This window comes from Flavobacterium okayamense (assembly GCF_019702945.1).
Classification (GTDB): Bacteria; Bacteroidota; Bacteroidia; order Flavobacteriales; family Flavobacteriaceae; genus Flavobacterium; species Flavobacterium okayamense.
Window position 1 is genome coordinate 2,266,151 of record NZ_AP024749.1, and the last position, 20,279, is coordinate 2,286,429.

Annotated in this window: 17 protein-coding genes; 5 read left to right on the forward strand and 12 right to left on the reverse strand. The window is 28.4% G+C overall.

Annotated features, from left to right (window positions below; translation table 11 throughout):
* Positions 1–13: 13 nt before the first annotated feature.
* Positions 14–904 carry a hypothetical protein gene (locus KK2020170_RS10590; RefSeq protein ID WP_221258305.1) on the reverse strand — a complete coding sequence of 297 codons (891 nt, stop codon included), beginning with the start codon at positions 902–904 and terminating at the stop codon, positions 14–16.
* A 120-nt stretch (positions 905–1,024) separates the two neighbouring features.
* Here KK2020170_RS10590 and KK2020170_RS10595 point away from each other — a divergent pair, with 120 nt between their 5' ends.
* Positions 1,025–2,059, forward strand: coding sequence for a formimidoylglutamase (locus KK2020170_RS10595; RefSeq protein WP_221258306.1), 1,035 nt, complete (start codon positions 1,025–1,027; stop codon positions 2,057–2,059).
* On the opposite strand, the gene KK2020170_RS10600 is transcribed toward KK2020170_RS10595, so the two are convergent.
* The 6 genes from KK2020170_RS10600 to holA all read right to left on the reverse strand — a co-directional run bounded on the left by KK2020170_RS10600 (position 2,056) and on the right by holA (position 10,081).
* Positions 2,056–4,275, reverse strand: coding sequence for an ATP-binding protein (locus tag KK2020170_RS10600; protein WP_221258307.1), 2,220 nt, complete (start codon positions 4,273–4,275; stop codon positions 2,056–2,058). The two genes, KK2020170_RS10595 and KK2020170_RS10600, sit on opposite strands and share 4 nt — an antisense overlap.
* 70 nt (positions 4,276–4,345) lie before the next feature.
* Positions 4,346–6,037, reverse strand: coding sequence for an energy-dependent translational throttle protein EttA (ettA, locus tag KK2020170_RS10605; RefSeq protein ID WP_221258308.1), 1,692 nt, complete (start codon positions 6,035–6,037; stop codon positions 4,346–4,348).
* A gap of 63 nt (positions 6,038–6,100) precedes the next feature.
* Entirely contained in the window at positions 6,101–6,283 is a 183-nt protein-coding gene (locus tag KK2020170_RS10610) for a CAL67264 family membrane protein (protein ID WP_221258309.1), read from the reverse strand.
* A 76-nt stretch (positions 6,284–6,359) separates the two neighbouring features.
* Positions 6,360–6,770: a hypothetical protein gene (locus tag KK2020170_RS10615; protein WP_221258310.1), complete on the reverse strand. Its 411-nt coding sequence runs from the start codon at positions 6,768–6,770 to the stop codon at positions 6,360–6,362.
* Positions 6,771–6,781: 11 nt separating this feature from the next.
* Positions 6,782–9,022, reverse strand: coding sequence for a response regulator (locus KK2020170_RS10620; RefSeq protein ID WP_221258311.1), 2,241 nt, complete (start codon positions 9,020–9,022; stop codon positions 6,782–6,784).
* A gap of 54 nt (positions 9,023–9,076) precedes the next feature.
* On the reverse strand, positions 9,077–10,081 hold the full coding sequence (holA, locus tag KK2020170_RS10625) for a DNA polymerase III subunit delta (protein WP_221258312.1): 1,005 nt from the start codon (positions 10,079–10,081) through the stop codon (positions 9,077–9,079).
* A 62-nt stretch (positions 10,082–10,143) separates the two neighbouring features.
* Here holA and KK2020170_RS10630 point away from each other — a divergent pair, with 62 nt between their 5' ends.
* The 3 genes from KK2020170_RS10630 (at position 10,144) to KK2020170_RS10640 (ending at position 12,492) form a co-directional block, all read left to right on the forward strand.
* On the forward strand, positions 10,144–10,584 hold the full coding sequence (locus tag KK2020170_RS10630) for a type I restriction enzyme HsdR N-terminal domain-containing protein (RefSeq protein WP_221258313.1): 441 nt from the start codon (positions 10,144–10,146) through the stop codon (positions 10,582–10,584).
* On the forward strand, positions 10,585–11,580 hold the full coding sequence (locus KK2020170_RS10635; RefSeq protein WP_221258314.1) for a glycosyltransferase family 2 protein: 996 nt from the start codon (positions 10,585–10,587) through the stop codon (positions 11,578–11,580). It abuts the gene before it with no gap.
* A 75-nt stretch (positions 11,581–11,655) separates the two neighbouring features.
* Positions 11,656–12,492, forward strand: a complete 837-nt coding sequence (locus KK2020170_RS10640; protein WP_221258315.1) for an OmpA/MotB family protein — start codon at positions 11,656–11,658, stop codon at positions 12,490–12,492.
* Positions 12,493–12,539: 47 nt separating this feature from the next.
* Here the strand turns inward: KK2020170_RS10640 and KK2020170_RS10645 are convergent, their stop codons facing one another.
* The 4 genes from KK2020170_RS10645 to KK2020170_RS10660 form a co-directional block, all read right to left on the reverse strand.
* A complete protein-coding gene (locus tag KK2020170_RS10645; RefSeq protein ID WP_221258316.1) occupies positions 12,540–13,268 on the reverse strand; it encodes a LytR/AlgR family response regulator transcription factor in 729 nt (242 codons plus the stop codon).
* Positions 13,265–14,626: a sensor histidine kinase gene (locus KK2020170_RS10650; RefSeq protein ID WP_221258317.1), complete on the reverse strand. Its 1,362-nt coding sequence runs from the start codon at positions 14,624–14,626 to the stop codon at positions 13,265–13,267. Before KK2020170_RS10650 ends, KK2020170_RS10645 begins: the two co-directional genes overlap by 4 nt.
* Before the next feature lie 95 nt (positions 14,627–14,721).
* Complete coding sequence (locus KK2020170_RS10655) at positions 14,722–15,342, reverse strand: L-threonylcarbamoyladenylate synthase (RefSeq protein WP_221258318.1); 621 nt, start codon at positions 15,340–15,342, stop codon at positions 14,722–14,724.
* 83 nt (positions 15,343–15,425) lie between these two features.
* Positions 15,426–17,756 carry an ATP-dependent helicase gene (locus KK2020170_RS10660; RefSeq protein ID WP_221260037.1) on the reverse strand — a complete coding sequence of 777 codons (2,331 nt, stop codon included), beginning with the start codon at positions 17,754–17,756 and terminating at the stop codon, positions 15,426–15,428.
* Positions 17,757–17,883: 127 nt separating this feature from the next.
* On the opposite strand from KK2020170_RS10660, the gene KK2020170_RS10665 reads away from it, so the two are divergent.
* Complete coding sequence (locus KK2020170_RS10665) at positions 17,884–18,405, forward strand: DUF7935 family protein (RefSeq protein ID WP_221258319.1); 522 nt, start codon at positions 17,884–17,886, stop codon at positions 18,403–18,405.
* A 36-nt stretch (positions 18,406–18,441) separates the two neighbouring features.
* Here the strand turns inward: KK2020170_RS10665 and KK2020170_RS10670 are convergent, their stop codons facing one another.
* Entirely contained in the window at positions 18,442–20,184 is a 1,743-nt protein-coding gene (locus tag KK2020170_RS10670; protein ID WP_221258320.1) for a carboxypeptidase-like regulatory domain-containing protein, read from the reverse strand.
* Positions 20,185–20,279: the final 95 nt, after the last annotated feature.

The following is a 20,279-nucleotide window of genomic DNA, read 5'->3' on the forward strand; positions in this document are numbered from 1 at the left end:
ATGTAAGTTTATATTATCTTAAATTAAAACTTGTTTTAGAAACATTTTCTCCTTTTTCATTAAATACATTAACAAAATAAGTTCCTGATTGAAAATCTTTACCTGAAAGTTCTTCGTTAACTTGAACAGTTTTGTTTTCATATTTAACTTGAGTAATAAAACTATATGTTAAAGACATGCCTTCACCACCCATAGAAATAGTTTCTTTATCACCTAAAATGTTATTCTTACTGTCAATTACCTGAACATAATATGTTCTAGAACCTGACTTAGCAATTTGATTTTCGGCTATAATAAAGCTAACTTTTAATTTATCAGCACGGCTTGCTTTATCTGTATCAATTTGTTTTCCAGAACTTCTTTCTTTAACAGCTTGTACATTTAAATTTAAAACCGATAATTTAGAACCTTTTTCAACTGTTTTTGCTAAGTTGTCATTTTGAACTAATAAAGTATCTTTAAACTTTCTTTCTTCATCTAAAACAACATTTGTACTATCAAGACTAGACGTTAAGGCTACATTTTGTTCTTTTAATAATTTAATTTCAGCTACTAAATTATCTTGTTCTCTTTTTAAGCGGAAATATTCATTTTTATAACGAGCCATTGCAGCTGCATCACCTTCAGCCTTTTCAATTTTTGCTAAAAGCTCTTTATTTTCTTCTAATAATTTTTGTCTTTCAGCATCTAATTCAGTATTTTCACTTCTAGAAGCTTCTAATTCAGCAATGTTAGCTTTTAAATCACTAGCAAACTTGTCCTTTTCAGTAGTTAACTCAGTAACTTCTTTTTTGTTATCGGCTGTCATTTTTATAATGTAACCTATACTTCCTAAAAGCAAAAGTGCTAAAATAACTACTGCAGCTTTTAATCCGGAATTGTTTTGTTTTTTCTCGTTTTCCATTTGTTATAAGTAGATTTTTGGTTAAATTCCTAACAAACTTACAATTTAAAAACTATTTTTTCAATTATTATTCATAGTTATTTATAAAATCTTATTTTTGAAAGTGAAATTACTAAACCAATGGAATCAATTAAATTATTCACTTCTAGCGAATTAGCAAAAATGACCAATCATAGAAGTGGTGAAGTAAAATTTGGAGAAAAAGTTCATGTGCCTAATACAGGTCATAATTTATCAGAAATTTTGAAAAATTGTGATGCTAAATTTGTATTACTTGGAATTTCGGAAGACATTGGTGTTAAAGCAAACTTCGGAAGAGTTGGCACTTCTGCCGCATTTAAAAGTTCCTTAAAAAGTTTATTAAATATTCAACATAATAAATTTTGTAAAGGAAGCGATTTATTGATTTTAGGAGAATTAGAAGTTGAAGAATTCATGATAGAAGCCGAGAAATTAAATCCTAATGTAAAAGAAGATCGCAAACAGCTTTTTAAATTGGTTGAAAAAATTGATAAAGAAGTTTCTCATGCTATTCATACTATCGTTTCAGCTGGTAAAATTCCAATTATCATTGGAGGCGGACATAATAATGCTTATGGAAACATTAAAGGTTTAGCTCTTGCTAAAGGTAAACCCGTGAATGCCATAAACTTTGATGCACATAGTGATTTTAGAATGATGGAAGGAAGACATTCGGGTAATGGATTTAGTTATGCTTTTGAAGAAGGTTTTCTTAAAAATTATTTCATTTTTGGCTTACATGAAAGCTACACTTCAAAAATTTTGTTCAATACATTAAAAGAATTGAATGAAAGAGTTAATTTCATTACTTATGAAGAAATTGAAATAAGAAAATCTAAATCATTTGAAGAAGAGATGCTTAAAGCTTTCTCATTTGTAAAAACAGATTCTTTTGGTATTGAATTAGATTTAGATGCAATTCCTGGCGTATATTCTAGTGCTATGACATTAAGCGGTTTTAATGTAAACCAAGCAAGAGAATTTGTTCACTTTTTTGGCAAACATAAAAATGCTTCTTATTTACATATTTGTGAAGGAGCTCCAGATTTAGACACTACAAATAACAATCATTTAACTGGTAAATTAATTGCTTATTTAATTACAGATTTTATGAAAAGTAAAACAATGAATTAGGCGTTTAATTCATTGTTTTCATTATCTGAATTTTCAACATATTTACGAATCATTCTAAAAAGCTTATAGGCTTCAAAAGGCTTTGCAATTACATCATTAATTTGAGCTTCTCTTGCTTTGTCAACTATTTCTTGTTTCTCAAATGCTGTAACAGCAATTACAGGAATTGTATAACCTTTTTTTCTAATGATTTTGGTAGTTTCGAATCCGTTAATTTTTGGCATATTGATATCCATTAAAATAGCATCAAATTCTTTTTCTTCCAAAATATCGATAGCTTGGAAACCATCATCTACAATTTCACATTCAAATTTGTGGTTTTCAAGTAGCCTTTTGGTAACGATTTGATTAATCTTATTGTCTTCAACTACTAAAACTTTATAGGTTTTCGATTCAGATAAATCTACCTCTACGTCTTGAATAAACTGTTTTGCTTCATCTACTCCCGATTTCAATGGTATTACAAAAGTAAAAGTGGTTCCTTTTCCTTCTTCACTCTCTAGAGAAATTTTTCCATTAAATAAGCCAATTAATTTTTTTACAATCGTTAAGCCCAAGCCTGTTCCTTGGTAATCATCTTCTCTTCTTTCAATTTGAACAAACTTATCAAAAACAGATTCTTGATATTTTTTTGGAATTCCAATTCCTGTATCAATTACTTTAAATTTTATATGAAATAATTCATTTTCTTTTTTCTCTAAATCTGCAGTAATTGTTACTTTACCATTATGAGTGAATTTAAGCGAATTACTCATTAAATTAATAATAATCTGGGATAATCTAATTTTATCTCCTATTAAAAACTCAGGAATTGCGGCATCAACTAATACATGAATTTTATTATTATTTTTTCTTGAAATTGTTTCTAACGATTCTTTAATATTCTCAATTACATCAACTAAATTGAAAATGTTATCTTCAAGAATTACTTTATTCTCTTCAATTTTATAAACCTTTAGAATATCATTTACTAAAGACAATAAATAATTGGCTGAAAACTTTAATGCTTTTAGGTGAGAACTATTCGCTAATTCGGGGTGTTCTTCCTCAATGATATCTGTTGTTCCAATAACTCCATATAAAGGTGTTCTTAGCTCATGGCTAATAGTTGAAATAAATTGAGATTTTATGTTTGAAGCTTGTTCTGCTTCCTCTTTAGCTTTAATTAACTCTTCATTGGCTTTTTTCAATTCTATATTTGTCTCCTTCTTCAATCTGTTATTTCTATAGGTAGAAAATAATAACATCATTAAAATTGAAAATATAACAATGAATAATGTTACAGTTAGTTTTGAATCTCTTAACTTTTCTTCTTGAATTAATTTGTCTTGATTAGCCAAAAATAAATTTCTTTCAATCTCACTTTTGTCAACTTCATTACTTTCTTTTGCAACTTTACTTATACGTTCAGAGTTATAAATTGAATTATTTAATGAATCGCTTTTTTGTAAATAGTAAAATGCTTTTTCATAATTTTTATGCTTAGAATAGAAATTTGAAATATCGCTATATAAATCAGCTATATGAGATTTTATATATTCAACATCATTTTGCTTTGAAAGGTTAAATGCATTTTGATAATAAAAATCTGCTTTATTAAAATCATTTTGAGCATTATTGTAGTAATCAGCATACAATGAGTTAAATGAAATTTTAGCTTCTAAATTATCATTGTTTTCTACAAAGTCTTTAGAATCTACCAAATAGACTATTCCTTCATCGTAATTTGAAACTCTAAACAAAGCACTTACCAAATTTAATTTAGTAAATACAACTTCACTTTCATCATTTAACTTTTCAGCATATTTTAAAGCAAGTTTATAATATTTTACTCCTTCATTAAAATCTAATTCATTATAGCAATATGTATTTGCTAAATTATTTGTTAACCAACTTTTAATGGTATCATTATTTGTTGCATTTGCTCTTTCAATACCACTTTTATAAGCTTCTATTGCTTTTGATAAATCGGAAAAATCAGCATAATTTAAACCAATTAAATTATACGCTTTAGCAGCAAACTCATTATCGTTATTATGAGTTGCAAGCGATAAAGCTTCATTAGCAAAACGAATTGATTCATCGTTTTTTAAATCTAAAAACGATTGCCCCGATTTCAATAATAAATCCTTACAGTTCTTTTTATAAGAAATACTTTCTTGAGAGAAAACAAGAAAACTAAAAGTTAAAAAAAATAAAGTAAAAAGTTGCTTCACTTGTAAGGTTAAAAGGAGATACTAAAATAAAAAAAAATCCTGATTTTAAATCAGGATTCATTACAAATATTTATCGAATTAATTTTTTGTACTTGATTCTTGTAGGTGTAACTTCTTTACCAAGTCTTTTTTTCTTATTTTCTTCATAATCTGAGAAACTTCCTTCAAAGAAATAAACTTGTGAATCACCCTCAAATGCTAAGATATGCGTACAAACTCTATCTAAAAACCATCGATCGTGCGAAATAATTACTGCACAACCAGCAAAGTTTTCTAAACCTTCTTCTAATGCTCGTAACGTATTAATATCTAAATCATTCGTTGGCTCATCTAACAATAGAACATTTCCTTCTTCTTTTAATGTCATAGCCAAGTGTAAACGATTACGTTCGCCACCTGAAAGAGTAGAAACCTTTTTATTTTGTTCGCTACCGCCAAAATTAAAACGTGAAAGATACGCTCTAGAGTTAACTTGGCGACCACCCATCATTATCAATTCTTGTCCATCACAGAAATTTTCCCAAATTGATTTTTCAACATTTATGTCTTTATGTGATTGATCTACATAGGCTATTTTTACCGTATCACCTATTGTAAATTCACCTCCATCTGGTTGTTCCTCTCCCATTATCATTCTGAAGATAGTAGATTTACCAGCACCATTTGGACCAATAATTCCAACAATACCCGCCTGAGGTAAAGTAAAGTTTAAATCTTCATATAACAATTTATCGCCAAATGCTTTTGAAACATGTTTTGCTTCAATAACATTTGTACCTAAACGAGGTCCATTTGGAATATAAATTTCTAACTTCTCCTCTAATTGTTTTTGGTCTTCATTTAACAATCGATCATAATTTTGTAAACGTGCTTTTTGCTTCGTTTGACGACCTTTTGCTCCTTGTTTAACCCATTCTAACTCGCGTTCTAATGTTTTTCTGCGTTTTGAAGCCGTTTTTTCTTCTTGTTCTAAACGTTTTGCTTTTTGGTCTAACCAAGAAGAATAATTTCCTTTCCATGGAATACCTTCTCCTCTATCTAATTCTAGAATCCAACCTGCAACATTATCTAAGAAATAACGGTCGTGCGTAACAGCAATTACAGTTCCGGCATATTGTTGTAAATGTTGCTCTAACCATAAAACAGACTCAGCGTCTAAGTGGTTGGTAGGCTCATCTAATAATAATACATCGGGTTGTTGTAATAATAAACGACATAAAGCTACACGACGTTTTTCACCACCAGAAAGTACTTTAATTGGGGTATCTGCTTCAGGAGTACGAAGAGCATCCATTGCTACTTCTAATTTATTATCTATTTCCCAAGCTCCGGCAGCATCAATTTTATCTTGTAATTCTGCCTGACGATCCATAAGTTTTTGCATCTTATCGGCATCTTCATAAACTTCTGGCAAACCAAAATCGTCATTTATTTTATTAAACTCATCTAATAAAGCGTAAATCTCAGCTGCTCCTTCTCGAACAATTTCAATTACCGTTTTATTTTCATCTAATTGAGGTTCTTGTTCTAAGTAACCAACAGTGTAACCAGGAGCAAAAACTAAATCTCCTTGAAAATTTTTATCTAATCCTGCAATAATCTTTAGTAAAGAAGATTTACCAGAACCATTTAGACCTAAAATACCAATTTTAGCTCCATAAAAAAAGCTTAAATAAATATCTTTTAAAACTTGTTTGTTTGTGCTTGAGTAAATTTTATTTACTCTAGACATGGAGAAAATTACTTTCTTATCGTCTGACATATTAAATTTATGAATTTAGAATTTAGAAAAAGCTGAACACTGATTACTGAGACTGTATACTAGCTACACTCTTCCTTTTAAGGCATTAAAAACCCATGCAATAGCAAAGAAACCGATTCCTACTGCACCAAAACCCCATCCTGCAACATCATCATACCTATAAATTGCAAGTCCAATAATTAATAATCCCATTATTATCATTATAAAAGTTGCCCAAGCTAATACAGTATTTTTATTCATTCCCATTGTTATTCTCTTTTAAAATTTGAGGAGTACAAATATCGTTATTTTAAGTGATATTTTCTATTGATTTAATAAGTAATTATTTACTTCCTGATAATTTCCAACCCAAATATGCCATTGGAATGTAGGCAAATAAAACATCGACAGCCATAAACCAAAATGGAGCTGGTAGCATAAAGCAATTAGATATTCCTGCTATTAAAAATAAAACACCAACAATCATAGCTGTTCGTAGTTTATTTCCAACTGCAATTTTAGAAGCAATTAAAGCGCCAACTAATGTTCCTAGAGCATGTGCTAAAAATGGAAAAATATATTGCTCAGGTCCAAATGATAACATACTTGTTTTTAAAGCTTCATAAGTTGATACATCTGCACCTTCAGGTAGAGCAATAACATAATGACCAATTTCAATTAAGCTCATGTTAACAATACTTCCAATTATAGCTCCAACTATGACAGCTAAAGCATTTCTAAAAAAAGGATTCATAAATATTTATTTTAAAGGTTAGTTATATTTAAATTTTTTAAAACCGTTTTATATAATACGTCAATTTTAACGGGTTTATTCAAAACTTCTTTTATTTTAGCTTTTTCAAATTTATCTTTATTTACTTCTTCGTAAACAGCGGTTAATGCTATTATTGGGATATAAGGTTTTATGTTATTGATCTTTTCAGATGCTTCAAAACCATCCATAACCGGCATCATTATATCCATTAAAATTAATGAATAATCATCCTCGATAACTTTATTTAAAGCTTCTAATCCATTATTAGCTACATCACATTTAAATCCTTTTGATTGTAATATTTTTTGAGTAATTGCTTGATTTATTTTGTTGTCTTCTACTAATAAAACTCTTATATCATTAGTGTCTGAAAATTCTTCAGAAGGTTTTAGAGTTTCGATATTATCGCTTTCATTTTGTGTTATGAAATCTAATTCAAAAAAAACTTCAGTTCCTTCATTACTTTTAGATTTTATTTCCAATTGAGAATTTAAAGCATGTAAAATTTTATTTGCTACTGTTAGTCCTAATCCAGAACCTCCAAACTCTTCTTTAACCTTAGTACTAGCATGTTTAAATGGTTCTAAAATTTTTTTAATATTCTTTTCTTTAATTCCAATTCCTGAATCACTAATTTTAAATCCTAACCTAACCTTCTCTCCTGTTTGACTAACTTTATGAACTTTAATTTTAACAAAGCCTTCTTTTGTAAATTTTATTGCATTTTCTAATAAATTAATCAATACTTGACTTAATCTGAAAGAATCTCCAATTACTATTCTTGGAACATTAGGATTAATATCAGTAATAATTTCTACTTCTTTTTTCTTATTTATACTTACAGAATTTGAGCAATTTAATAGTAAACTATTTATATTAAATGTGTTTTTATGAATTGTTATTTCATCAGATTTATCCAAAATATTAATCTCAATAACATTATTTATAAGGTTTAGAAGATAATCCGAAGAAAAGTTTAAGGTTTCCACTAAAAAGTCATTATTTTCATTTTCTTTACTTAATAAAAAAGATGCACCTTTAATTGAATTTAAAGGGGTTCTTAATTCATGAGTAATGGTATCTAAAAATTTATTTTTTGTATTAAGTGCAGCTTTTATTTGAATATTTCGTTCTTGTAATTCATTATTCTTCTTTTGTAATAATAGATTCATTTTTGCTCGATAATGTGAATTTCTATACTGAATAAATGAAAAAATCAGTAAAGAAAGACATAAAACTGCCCCTAATCCTATTAAAATATTTTTGTAACTATTATTAGTTTCAATGAGTTCAATTTCTCTTTTAATTTTTTTATTTTCTAGTTCTTGTAATTGAAAATTTGACTTCTCTTTTAAAGAAGCTTTAATTTGTTTTGTTCTTTCAAATGATAATTTATTGTAAGCCTCATTAGATTTTTGCAGCAAAGACGACGCTTCTTTATACTTTCCTTTCTTTTGATATAAAACTCCTTTTAAACCATAATAAGAAGCAATTAATAACAGTTTATCGTTTGCAAAATTTATATCGCTTTCAATTTTATTCAAATAATAATCTGCTTGGCTTAAATTTTCAAGATTCAAATAAGACTCCGCTAAAAAAGCATATAAATATTTTCTTCTAACTAATGCTTTCTGAGTTTTTGTAATTAAATCAAGTGACTGAAGAGAATATTTAACGGTTTCATCCCAATTTTTAGCATCTTTATTTATTACAGCTAGATTAAAATTTATGTCTATATTTTCTTCATTAGAACCATAATTTCTCAAATAATATTCAGCTTTTAAAAATGCAATATTTCGAGCTTCATCCTTTTCCAGGGAATAATAAATTACACCTAAAAGTTCATAATAAATACCTAGATATTTTGGACTTTTATAGGACTTATTCAAGCGAAATCCTTTCAAAATATATGTAAGTGAATTCTCATAATCAAAATTTTGAAAATAATTTTCGGTTCGAATTTTATAAAAATCAAGTAAAAGTAAAGTGTCTTTTGTAGCTTTAATTTGTCCTTCAATTTTATTAAACAAATCAATGCCCTCTTGATAGGAATTACCTTCTTTAACTGCTATAAGGTCTTCAGCTTTTGAAATTTCACTTTTAAAATTTAAAATGGATAAACTGTCTGAACTATAATTTTGAGAATTGCTACTAAAAAAACAAAACAAAGAAATTATAAATACATAATTTCTAGCAAGTAAGTTGCTGTTTTTAAAATAGTTTAGGTTCATTAGCGCAAGTATGTAAACTTAAATTTACACCTTTTTATGTAAAGAACAAAACTATTAATTAAATATATGAATAAGCATTTCTTTCATCAAATCGTAATTCGTTGTTGAAGAAGAGCCTACTCCTTTGCTTTTCACATCTAATTCTCTCATTTTAGCGACAATGCTACTCACTTTTTTCATAGGATATCGTCTAGCTCCAAGCTCATAATCAGAAACAAAAAAAGGATTTACTCTTAAAACTTTTGCAACATTTCTTTTCGATTTATCTTTTAATCCGTGAAACTGCAAAAGGTTAGAAAAAAAAGCAAAAACTTGTCCGATAGTTAATACCAATGGATTGTCTTTTGGGTTTTGAGAAAAATATTCGATAATTTGGTAAGCTTTTAATTGATTTCCTTCACCAATAGCTTTTCGTAATTCGAAAACATTATAATCTTTGCTGATACCGATGTTTTCTTCAACATCTTTTGCCGAAATTATGTGACCTTTTGGTAAAATAATTTTCAATTTATCGAGTTCGTTACTAATTTTAGACAAATCGGTTCCTAAAAACTCGACTAGCATAGCAGCAGCTTTGGGTTCTATCGAATATCCTTGTCCGCTTAAAACCCTTTTAATCCAATCGCCAACTTGGTTTTCATATAGTTTTTTACTTTCGAAAACAACTCCTGATTTTTCTAAAATCTTGGTTACTTTTTTACGTTTATCGAGTGTTTTGTATTTATAAGCAAAAACCAAAACCGTTGAAGGTTGCGGATTTTCGGCATACGTTTCTAATTTTTCTATATTTCTAGAAAGTTCCTGAGCTTCTTTAACAATTACAACCTGACGTTCAGCCATCATTGGAAATCGCTTCGCATTTGAAACTACTTCTTCAATGGAAGTATCTCTACCATATAAAACCATTTGGTTAAATCCTTTTTCATCTTCGGTAAGAATATTATCTTCAATAAATTCCGTTAATTTATCAATATAGTAAGGTTCTTCACCCATGAAAAAGTAAATCGGTTTTATGTTTCCCGCTTTTATATCTTTCGTTATTTGAATGACTTCGTCCATTTTTAGGTATTCAGTGTTCAGTAAAAAGTTGGCAGTTTATAATATTTAACTAATTTTGAACTATGCAAAAACTCAACTTTCCTAACTATTCGTTTCGCTTCAAAAATAGTGAAAATAAAACCTTTATTTTTGATGTTATCCGAAAAAAGTTTTTGCTTTTAACTCCGGAAGAATGGGTTCGCCAACATGTAGTAAATTATCTTATTGAAGAAATGTATTATCCAAAATCATTGATTAATGTAGAAAAGTTGGTAAAAGTAAACGGAATTAACAAGCGTTATGATATTGTAGTTTTTCGAAATGATGGTTCTTTTTTCTTATTAGTAGAATGTAAAGCACCCGAAGTTAACATTACGCAACAGACCTTTGATCAAATTGCACAATATAATTTAGTTTTAAATGCCGAAAATTTAATGGTTACTAACGGCTTGAATCATTATTTTTGTCAAATGGATTTTGAAAATGAGAAATATATTTTCTTGAAAGAATTACCAAGATTTTAAATGAATAAAATAGCAGTTGTTATATTAAATTGGAATGGTGCAGATTTATTGCGTCAGTTTCTACCTTCGGTAATTCAGTATTCACCTGAAGCGACAATTTACGTTGCTGATAATGCCTCTACTGATAATTCAATTGAAGTTTTACAAGAAGAGTTTCCATCAGTTAAACGTATTCAGAATACTGGAAACTTTGGTTTTGCTAAAGGATACAATGAAGCTTTAAAAGTTGTAGATGAACCTATTTTAGCTTTAGTGAATAGTGACATTGAAGTTACTGAGAATTGGCTTACTCCTATTCTAACTCAATTTGAAAATGAAACAAATACTGCAATCATTCAACCTAAGATTTTAGATTTTAAAAAGAAAACTCATTTTGAATATGCGGGTGCTGCAGGCGGATTTATTGATAAATATGGATTTCCTTTTTGTAGAGGCCGAATTTTTGAAACTTTAGAAGAAGATAAAGGACAATACGATAATACTATTGACATCTTTTGGGCAAGTGGCGCTTGTTTGTTTATTAGAAATGAAGTTTTTAAAAAACTAGAGGGTTTTGATGAAGATTTCTTTGCCCATCAAGAAGAAATAGATTTATGTTGGCGAGCGCATAACTTAGACTATAAAATAAAATACAACGGAGAATCGAAAGTATATCACGTAGGTGGCGCAACTTTAAAAACTGGTAGTCCCCAAAAAACATTTTTAAATTTTAGAAATTCCCTTTGGATGATGGCTAAAAACCTTCCAAAAGGAAAATTATTTTCAAGATTATGTTTTCGTATGGTTTTAGATGGAATTGCCGGTATAAAATTTCTCATCGATGGAAAACCAAAACATCTTTGGGCTGTGTTGAAATCACATTTTTATTTTTATTTATCGTTTTCAAAATTTATTAGAAAAAGATCTTGTAAACAATTCCCAAAATATTATAAAACCAATAGTATAGTTTATTTGTACTTTGCAAAAAATAAACGTAAATATTCTGAAATTTTTTAACAATAGTTTAGCTATTGAAACGTTAATAAAATTGAAGTTTGTTTATAATTTTGTAATTGAAAACTTATTATTAGTATGAAGAAATTATTTGTATCTGCTTTAGCACTATCATTAACATTAACTTCTTGCGTTTCAAAAAAGAAATTCGCAGAACTAGAAGCAAAGCAAAAAGAAACTCAGGACTTATTAAATACAGCAACAATTAAGTTAAACAGCTGTTTAACTGAAAAAGATGCTTTAGCAAGTCAAGTAGATTATTTAAAGAAAAACAACACCGATTTAATTAACAGTTCTAAAGAATTAACTGTTTTAACTACTAAAGGTGCTGAAAATCTTGAGAAATCATTAGAAAGCCTTAAAGAAAAAGATCTTAAAATTTCGCGTTTACAAGATGCTTTAACAAAAAAAGATAGCGTTACTTTAGCTTTAGTTACAAGTTTAAAACGTGAAGTTGGTATCGACGATCCAGATATTAATATAAATGTTGAAAAAGGAGTTGTAATGATTTCGATTGCCGATAATTTATTATTCAAATCAGGAAGTTATATGGTTAGCGATAATGCTAAAAATGTTTTAGGTAAAGTTGCTAAAGTAATTAACAGCAAACCAGATTTTGAATGTATGGTTGAAGGTCATACGGATAACGTGCCTATTAAAAATGCTGTATTATTAGACAACTGGGATTTATCTGTAAAAAGATCAACGTCTATTGTTAGAGTTTTACAACAAGATTTTAAAGTTAATCCTAAGCAATTAATTCCTGCTGGAAGAAGTTTTTACATTCCTTTAGTTGATAATGATACTCCTGCTAATAGAGCAAAAAACAGAAGAACTAGAATCATTATTATGCCAAAAATCGATCAGTTCTATGATATGATTGAAAAAGAAATGAAAAACTTAGACGGTAAATAATAAATTAAAACAATAAATAAAAAAAGCTTCCAAATTGGAAGCTTTTTTTATTTATTATACCAATCTAGAAATGATTTCTTTTTAGATTTACTTACTGTTAAAAAATCATTCTCAGAATTTAGAACCCTTATTAAAATTTGTGAAGTGTTTTTTATTGAAAAAAGGTATTTCTTATTAATTATATATTTTCTGTTAATTCTGAAAAAAGTAATTGGGTCAACTTCGTTTTCGATTTTTTCTAATGATTTTTGAATTAAATAATGTCTTTTTTCATTTGTATAAATAAAAGTTGAATTATTTTCGCTAATAAAATATACTATATCGTCTGTCAATACTTTTTTTAAATTTAGACCTACATTCACCAAATATGAATTTAAATAATCTACTTTATTAAAATTAGACCAATTAATTTCATTAAGAAAACCTGATTTTAATGTTTCTATTTTTTCTAATAACTTTTTTATTTTTTCTTCACTAATCGGCTTTAATAAATAATCTATCGAGTTATAATTAAATGCATCTAACGCATATTCATCAAAAGCTGTTGTAAAAACAATTTTTGAGTTAATTTCTACTTTCTGCAATATTTCAAAACTGTATCCATCACCAAGTTTAATATCCATAAAAACAATATCGGGAGGGGTATTTTCATTTAACCACTTAATAGCATTTTTAACAGACTTTAAAACTATTAAAACCTGAAAATCAAAAGCTTTTAAATGTCTTTCCAAAAACTTAGCTGACGGAATTTCATCTTCTATAATTACAGCTGTCATTTTAAATTTAAAATTGGCAATTTAACATTAAATCTATTTTCTTCTTTTGATACAATAATTGAAGAATTTGTCAAAATTTCATATCGTTTATTAATGTTATCTAAACCTAGATTATTAGAGTTTGTCGTTAATTTAGAAGTTAATGTGTTTGAAATGATTAAAAATGAATTTTCAATAGAAATATTAATTTTTATCGGATTATCTTCATCTAAACAATTATGTTTAAAAATATTATCAATTAATTCTTGTATTGAAGAAGATAAAATGTATTGATTACTATCAAATTCATCAGAGATTGAAAAATTAAATCCATTTTCAAACTTTGCTTTATAAATTTCAAGATATTCTTTAATAAACAATAATTCATCTTTAAGAAAAACAAAATCTTCTTCTTGCTTCTTTAAATAATACCTATAAACATTAGCTAAATTATGACCAAAATCAATTGCCTTTGTTGGATTTACTTCAATAAAAGAAATTAACGTATTTAGATTGTTAAAAAGAAAATGAGGGTTAATTTGATTTTTCAATTCCTGATATTGTGCATCTTTCTGAATGTTTTGGAGTTTTAATTTACCTATACTCTTTTTTTGTTTAAAATAGTACAACAATCCATATATCATACAAGTTGAAAACAAACTTATCATAAAAAAATTCAAAACTAATCCAAAATGAAATCTATACTTTACAATATTAAAAATTTGAAGAATCAAAAAAGTGAATATAGAAACTAAAACAACTTTAATGACTGTATTAATTTTTAATTTATTTGTAAATAGAATTCCAAAAAATGAAAGAATAACAACGCTAATTAAATATGGTATAAAAAATTTAATATGATCGTAATAATCTAGTAATTTCAAATTAATGAAAGTGTCAAATGTTAATAGAAAAATAAATAGAAAGTCTACAAAAAAAACAAAAAGCAGTAATTTAACATAAAAAAACTTACTAAAGCTAAAATCCAAATTACTCTCCTTTTCATTATTAAATAATCTCACCATTAAGTATTCAATTAGAAAAACCCCAATCGCAACTAATCCTTGAAAAAATGGAGGAAAAAGATTAATTTTTTTCTGATAAATTAATTGAAAACCAATTGAAAAAATGAATACAAATACAAAACAACTAAGAGAAGATAATAATATTTTATTCTTTTCCTTAAATCTAAATGATTCTAAATATCTTGTAATTCTTACATTAGTAAATGAAATTATTGCAAAATAAATTAAAGTAAAAAAAGTTATTTTACTATTTAAAACAGACCAAAAACTATAATTGTTATCCAATACAATTACAGGAATAAAAATAATAAATGGTAACAACCAAAACAATAAAAACGATTGATATGATTTCATGTTAAATTGATTTAAAATTCATTTCAAAAGTATTTATTCCAAAAAAATAAAGGAAAAAAAAGATAGTGAATGAGGTCTTTTTGGAAGTGAATGAATTATAAAATATCAATATCACCTTTTCCTTCACGAACAACTTCTGGTTCGTAACCCGATAAATCGATTATCGTTGAAGCTACATTATCGCCATAACCACCATCGATAACTAAATCGACTTTATTTTGCCATTTTTCAAAGATTAATTCAGGATCAGTAGAATATTCTAAAACCTCATCTTCATCATGAATCGATGTTGAAACAATAGGATTTCCTAAAACTCTAACAATTTCACGAGCAATATTATTATCGGGAACACGAATACCAACAGTTTTCTTTTTACGAAATTCTTTTGGCAAATCGTTATTTCCTGGCAAAATAAAAGTATACGGTCCTGGTAAAGCTCTTTTTAAAATTTTAAATGTAGAAGTATCTATTTGCTTAATATAATCTGAAATATTACTCAAATCGTAGCATATAAATGAAAAATTAGCCTTTTCTAGTTTAACACCTTTAATTTTTGCAATTCTCTCTAACGCACGAGAATTGGTAATATCACAACCTAAACCATAAACAGTATCTGTCGGATAAATTACTAATCCGCCATTGCGCAAAACCTCAACTACTTTTTTAATTGCTGCCTCACTAGGTTTGTCTTCGTATATTTTTATAAATTCTGACATCTTTTTTTGTTTGTTCAGTTTCAGGTTTAATTAGTTTAAAGTTAATGAAAAAACAAACTTGAAACTTCAAACTTGAAACATTTCTACCCTATCACATCAAGCTTAGCAAACTTCAACAATAATTTTTTAACACCGCCAACATCAAACTTAATTTCTGCTTTTCTATCGCCACCAATGCCTTCTAAATTAATCACTTCACCTTTTCCAAAACGTTCGTGCATTACAACATTTCCAACAGCTAAATTGGTATCAAATAAATTATTAGCTTGTGTTTTAATTCCAGAAACAGGTTTCAATTTACGAATATTAGGTTTGTTGTTTGCTTCTGTATTTAAATATGCTGGTGGTTTGCTATTAACAGGTTTTGCTAAACGAAGTTTCGATTTATCAATATCTCCAAAAATATCAACATCCATCATGGGCTTGTATCGATACGAACTAGTTGTTTCTGGATTCAAATAATCTAAAAATTTATCGTCTATTTCTTCAATAAAACGTGATGGTTCACTGTCTACTAATTTTCCCCAACGATAACGAGATTGTGCATACGTTAAATAGGCTTGATGTTCAGCACGTGTAAGGGCTACATAAAACAATCTTCGCTCCTCTTCTAACTCGCTACGTGTATTTAAACTCATGGCACTTGGGAACAAGTCTTCTTCCATTCCTACAACAAAAACATGAGGAAACTCCAATCCTTTCGCCAAGTGAATGGTCATAAGTGCAACTCTATCTTCATCTCCAGTATCTTTATCTAAATCAGTTGCAAGCGCCACATCTTCTAAGAATTCAGATAAAGCACCTCTTGCTCCATCTATTTCTTTTTGCCCTTCTGTAAAATCCTTTATACCATTTAGCAATTCCTCAATGTTTTCAATACGAGCAATTCCTTCTGGTGTTCCGTCTTTTTTCAATTCTTGAACTAAACCAGTTTTCTTGGTAACATGATCGGTTAAATAAAAAGCATCCTGATTTTCATTAATCACTTGGAAGCTTTTAATCATTGTTACAAAATCGTTTAATTTAGTTTTTGTTCCAGCATTTAACTTTAAATCGATTTTATCAATATGTTCCATTACTTCAAAAATGGAACGCTTGTAATGATTGGCTGCAACTGTTAATTTTTCAACCGTGCTATTACCAATTCCACGTGCTGGATAATTGATTACACGTACCAACGCTTCTTCATCTTTCGGATTAATTACCAAACGCAAATACGCCAAAACATCTTTAATTTCTTTGCGTTGGTAAAACGAAAGTCCGCCATAAATTCTATAGGGAATATCTCTTTTACGCAAAGCATCTTCAATAGAGCGCGATTGCGCATTTGTACGATACAAAACTGCAAAATGTCCGTTTGGTAACTGATTTTGCATTTTCTGTTCGAAAATAGTTGAAGCAACAAAACGTCCTTCTTCACTATCAGTTAAACTTCTATGAACCTTAATTTTTGGACCTTCATCGTTATCGGTCCAAACTACTTTTTCAAGTTTCGTTTTATTTTTATCAATAATATTATTAGCAGCTTCAACAATGTTTCTGGTAGAGCGATAATTTTGCTCTAAACGAAACATCTTTACTTCATCATAATCTTTTTGAAAGTTTAAAATGTTATTGATGTTTGCGCCACGGAAGGCATAAATACTTTGAGCATCGTCACCAACAACACAAATATTTTGAAATCTATCAGACAAAGCACGCACAATTAAATACTGAGAATGATTCGTATCTTGATACTCATCAACTAAAATATATCTGAACCTGTCTTGGTATTTCGCTAAAACATCTGGAAAACGATTTAGAAGTTCGTTTGTTTTTAACAACAAATCATCAAAATCCATTGCACCTGATTTGAAACAACGCTCTACGTAATTTTGATAAATTTCGCCTAAACGTGGCTTTTTACTCATCGCATCGGCCTCTTGCAATTCAGGATTATTGAAATAAGCCTTTACGGTAATTAATGAGTTTTTATAAGAAGAAATTCTACCCAACACTTGTTTTGGCTTGTAAACATCTTTATCAAGTTGCATTTCTTTGATAATTTGCCCGATTAAACGAACCGAATCTTGTGTATCATAAATCGTAAAATTTGATGGATAACCCAATTTTTCAGATTCAATACGAAGAATCTTAGCAAAAACCGAGTGAAAAGTACCCATCCAAAGATTTTTAGCTTCATTATTACCCACAATACTCGCAATACGATTTTTCATTTCGCGAGCTGCTTTATTGGTAAATGTTAAAGCCAAGATATTAAAGGCATCAACACCTTGACTCATTAAATAAGCAATTCGCATAGTCAATACACGAGTTTTTCCCGAACCTGCTCCTGCAATAACTATCATAGCACCATCTTTTTGAAGAACTGGCGCTCGTTGGGCTTCGTTTAATTGATCTATATATTGTTGCATCATAAGTCTTAAATCTTCTAAACTACAAAAATAAGCTTTGCTTATTGCACTTACAAATGAAGTTATTAACTATTTTTTTGCAATTTCAATTCGTTTCGTTTTAATTTGTGTAACAATTTAGAAAACGATGGATACAAATAAAATTATAGAATTAGCAAGTTATACGTTACCCGCATTAATTACAGGTGGAACGGCATTTGTTTTATTTACAAAATATTTTAATAATGAAGAAAGCAGAAGGCGTTTTGAATTATTAAAAGAAAATCAGAAACAATCTTTACCATTGCGTTTACAAGCGTATGAAAGAATCGTTTTGTTCTTAGAACGAATTAATCCAGTTCAATTATTGTTACGTATTCAGCCTAATGGATTAGATGCACAAAATTACGCTACATTATTGATTCATTCTATACAAACGGAATACGAACATAATATTACCCAACAAGTTTACATTTCAAATGAAGGTTGGGAAACTGTTCTAAAAGCTAAAAATAGTATTATGACTTTGATTAGAACTAAGTCTATCACTGAAGGAATTACAACAGCCGAAGAAATGCGAAAAGCAATTTTTGATGAAGTTGCTACAGATGAAGTCGCTAGTGATATTGCAATTGCCTACTTAAAAGAAGAATTGAAAAGAGTTTTTTAAATAAAAAATCCCAATCAATTAGATTGGGATTTTTTATTAATTTCTGATGTAATGACAAGTATAAATTCTTGGTCCAGTATTAAATGTAATTGTATACTGAATATAAAACTCATTATTGTTTATAATTAAACCATTACTCGAAGTACCATTATAATTTTCACCATAAATATTATTTGAATAATACCCTTGACATAACCCTTGATTTGGAACAATAATACCATTTAAGTTATTAATTGAAAAATTATAGCCTTGATCCTGAGCAATTGTTCCTGCAGCCCAAGAACCTGTAGTTGTCGTTTTATAATTATTCGGGCTTACAAGCTGAATTATCTCATTTGGAAAAGTGTAAATATTTCCATCATCTCTAGTTACTACTAAATTAAAATCACCAGCTAAATTTATTGTATTAGAATTTAAACAAACAACTAAATCATTTATTGAAACCGTATTTGAAACATTTATATCTGCTTGTCCAGTAACTATTGTTGAAAATTCATTATTACCAAAATTAACACCATATACAGAATAATTAAAGGTGTCTTGGTATGTTGCATAAGAACTTGTAAAAGTTCCATTAACCAATGGCGCATAATCAACATAATTATTAATTGCTATTACTGCATAACCATTTGAAAAATCATTATTGTCACAATCTAATACATTTCCTGAAAAATTGAATGTATTAACACTAGCAGATGAAATTACGATAGTAATTGAAGAATTAGAGTTAAAACTACCAATTTGTTCTTGATAGTTAAATGCTCCTGAAATTTCTAAAGTTAAACTATTATTTGTTGGTATTAAACCTGAAACATTTCCGTTTTGATTTGTAGTTAAAGTTGAAGATATAAACCCACTTTGATCTGTAAGTGTTACTCCTAAATTAGGGATAGGGTTGTTTTCACCATCAACAACTGTTACATTAAGCGTTGTCATCGATTGGTATGCATCAACATTCCACCAAGAAAAATGAGATACATTACCTATATAATAATCTCCTTGACGTGTAGCCTCACCTTCTTCTTTCCAATAACCATTCTCTTCATCAAAATGCCACAAAGGAATTGTACTTGAAGCTGTTGCTAATTGTGTATTATCAATTTTCATAGAAATTTCTGCAGTATGTCCTTCAGCGATTTGAAGTTTTTCACCTGATGCTCCCGCTAATTCTACATTAAGCATTCCAAAAGTTTGTAATACTTTAGCCGAACCATCTTGAGCTTCTGCAAATAGCATTCCTGGCATTAGTTCACTAATATTTGAATTTGAAGTTTCAAGATGATAGGCAAAAACACTTACGGAACCTGAATAAGAATTTCCGTTTTCATCTTCAAAAGCACCATCAAAATTTATTTTTGAACCATTTGGAAGATTTACTTCACTCGTTTGCCCAGAATTTACAGTTGTAATTGGAGCTTTTTCAATCAACATTATTTTTATTTTGTTAATACCGTTTGTAGGAACAAGTGACCGTGAACCTAATAAATAGCCCATTTTTTCAACACTTACATAGGCAAATTTTTCAAATACATTTACGTTATATAAGATAAATACTCCGTTTGAATCAGTATTTACATGGTTTGAACCAATTTTTACAATTGCGCTTTCTATGGGATTATTGTTTTCATCAACAACTTGCCCCATAAAATCTCTTTGAACAGATTGTCCAAAGTTTTGAGAAAATTGATTTGGAGAATTTGAATTCTTAATTCCATCATCTAAATTTTCACATGAGAAAAACAGAAGACTTAAAATAGTAATTAAAAGGATTTTTTTCATAAAGTATCATTTGAAATGCAAAAGTTATAAATTGTTACATAAAAAAACAAAAAAAAAATTATTATTTAAATTGTTTTAAAAAAAAAACCCAATCT

Excerpts from the sequence above, each read along its gene's own strand:
- KK2020170_RS10590 (WP_221258305.1), bottom strand. The coding sequence starts at position 904 with ATGGAAAACGAGAAAAAACAAAACAATTCCGGATTAAAAGCTGCAGTA.
- KK2020170_RS10595 (WP_221258306.1), top strand. The coding sequence starts at position 1,025 with ATGGAATCAATTAAATTATTCACTTCTAGCGAATTAGCAAAAATGACC.
- ettA (WP_221258308.1), bottom strand. The coding sequence starts at position 6,037 with ATGTCAGACGATAAGAAAGTAATTTTCTCCATGTCTAGAGTAAATAAA.
- KK2020170_RS10610 (WP_221258309.1), bottom strand. The coding sequence starts at position 6,283 with ATGGGAATGAATAAAAATACTGTATTAGCTTGGGCAACTTTTATAATG.
- KK2020170_RS10615 (WP_221258310.1), bottom strand. The coding sequence starts at position 6,770 with ATGAATCCTTTTTTTAGAAATGCTTTAGCTGTCATAGTTGGAGCTATA.
- KK2020170_RS10620 (WP_221258311.1), bottom strand. The coding sequence starts at position 9,022 with ATGAACCTAAACTATTTTAAAAACAGCAACTTACTTGCTAGAAATTAT.
- holA (WP_221258312.1), bottom strand. The coding sequence starts at position 10,081 with ATGGACGAAGTCATTCAAATAACGAAAGATATAAAAGCGGGAAACATA.
- KK2020170_RS10630 (WP_221258313.1), top strand. The coding sequence starts at position 10,144 with ATGCAAAAACTCAACTTTCCTAACTATTCGTTTCGCTTCAAAAATAGT.
- KK2020170_RS10635 (WP_221258314.1), top strand. The coding sequence starts at position 10,585 with ATGAATAAAATAGCAGTTGTTATATTAAATTGGAATGGTGCAGATTTA.
- KK2020170_RS10640 (WP_221258315.1), top strand. The coding sequence starts at position 11,656 with ATGAAGAAATTATTTGTATCTGCTTTAGCACTATCATTAACATTAACT.
- KK2020170_RS10645 (WP_221258316.1), bottom strand. The coding sequence starts at position 13,268 with ATGACAGCTGTAATTATAGAAGATGAAATTCCGTCAGCTAAGTTTTTG.
- KK2020170_RS10650 (WP_221258317.1), bottom strand. The coding sequence starts at position 14,626 with ATGAAATCATATCAATCGTTTTTATTGTTTTGGTTGTTACCATTTATT.
- KK2020170_RS10655 (WP_221258318.1), bottom strand. The coding sequence starts at position 15,342 with ATGTCAGAATTTATAAAAATATACGAAGACAAACCTAGTGAGGCAGCA.
- KK2020170_RS10660 (WP_221260037.1), bottom strand. The coding sequence starts at position 17,756 with ATGCAACAATATATAGATCAATTAAACGAAGCCCAACGAGCGCCAGTT.
- KK2020170_RS10665 (WP_221258319.1), top strand. The coding sequence starts at position 17,884 with ATGGATACAAATAAAATTATAGAATTAGCAAGTTATACGTTACCCGCA.
- KK2020170_RS10670 (WP_221258320.1), bottom strand. The coding sequence starts at position 20,184 with ATGAAAAAAATCCTTTTAATTACTATTTTAAGTCTTCTGTTTTTCTCA.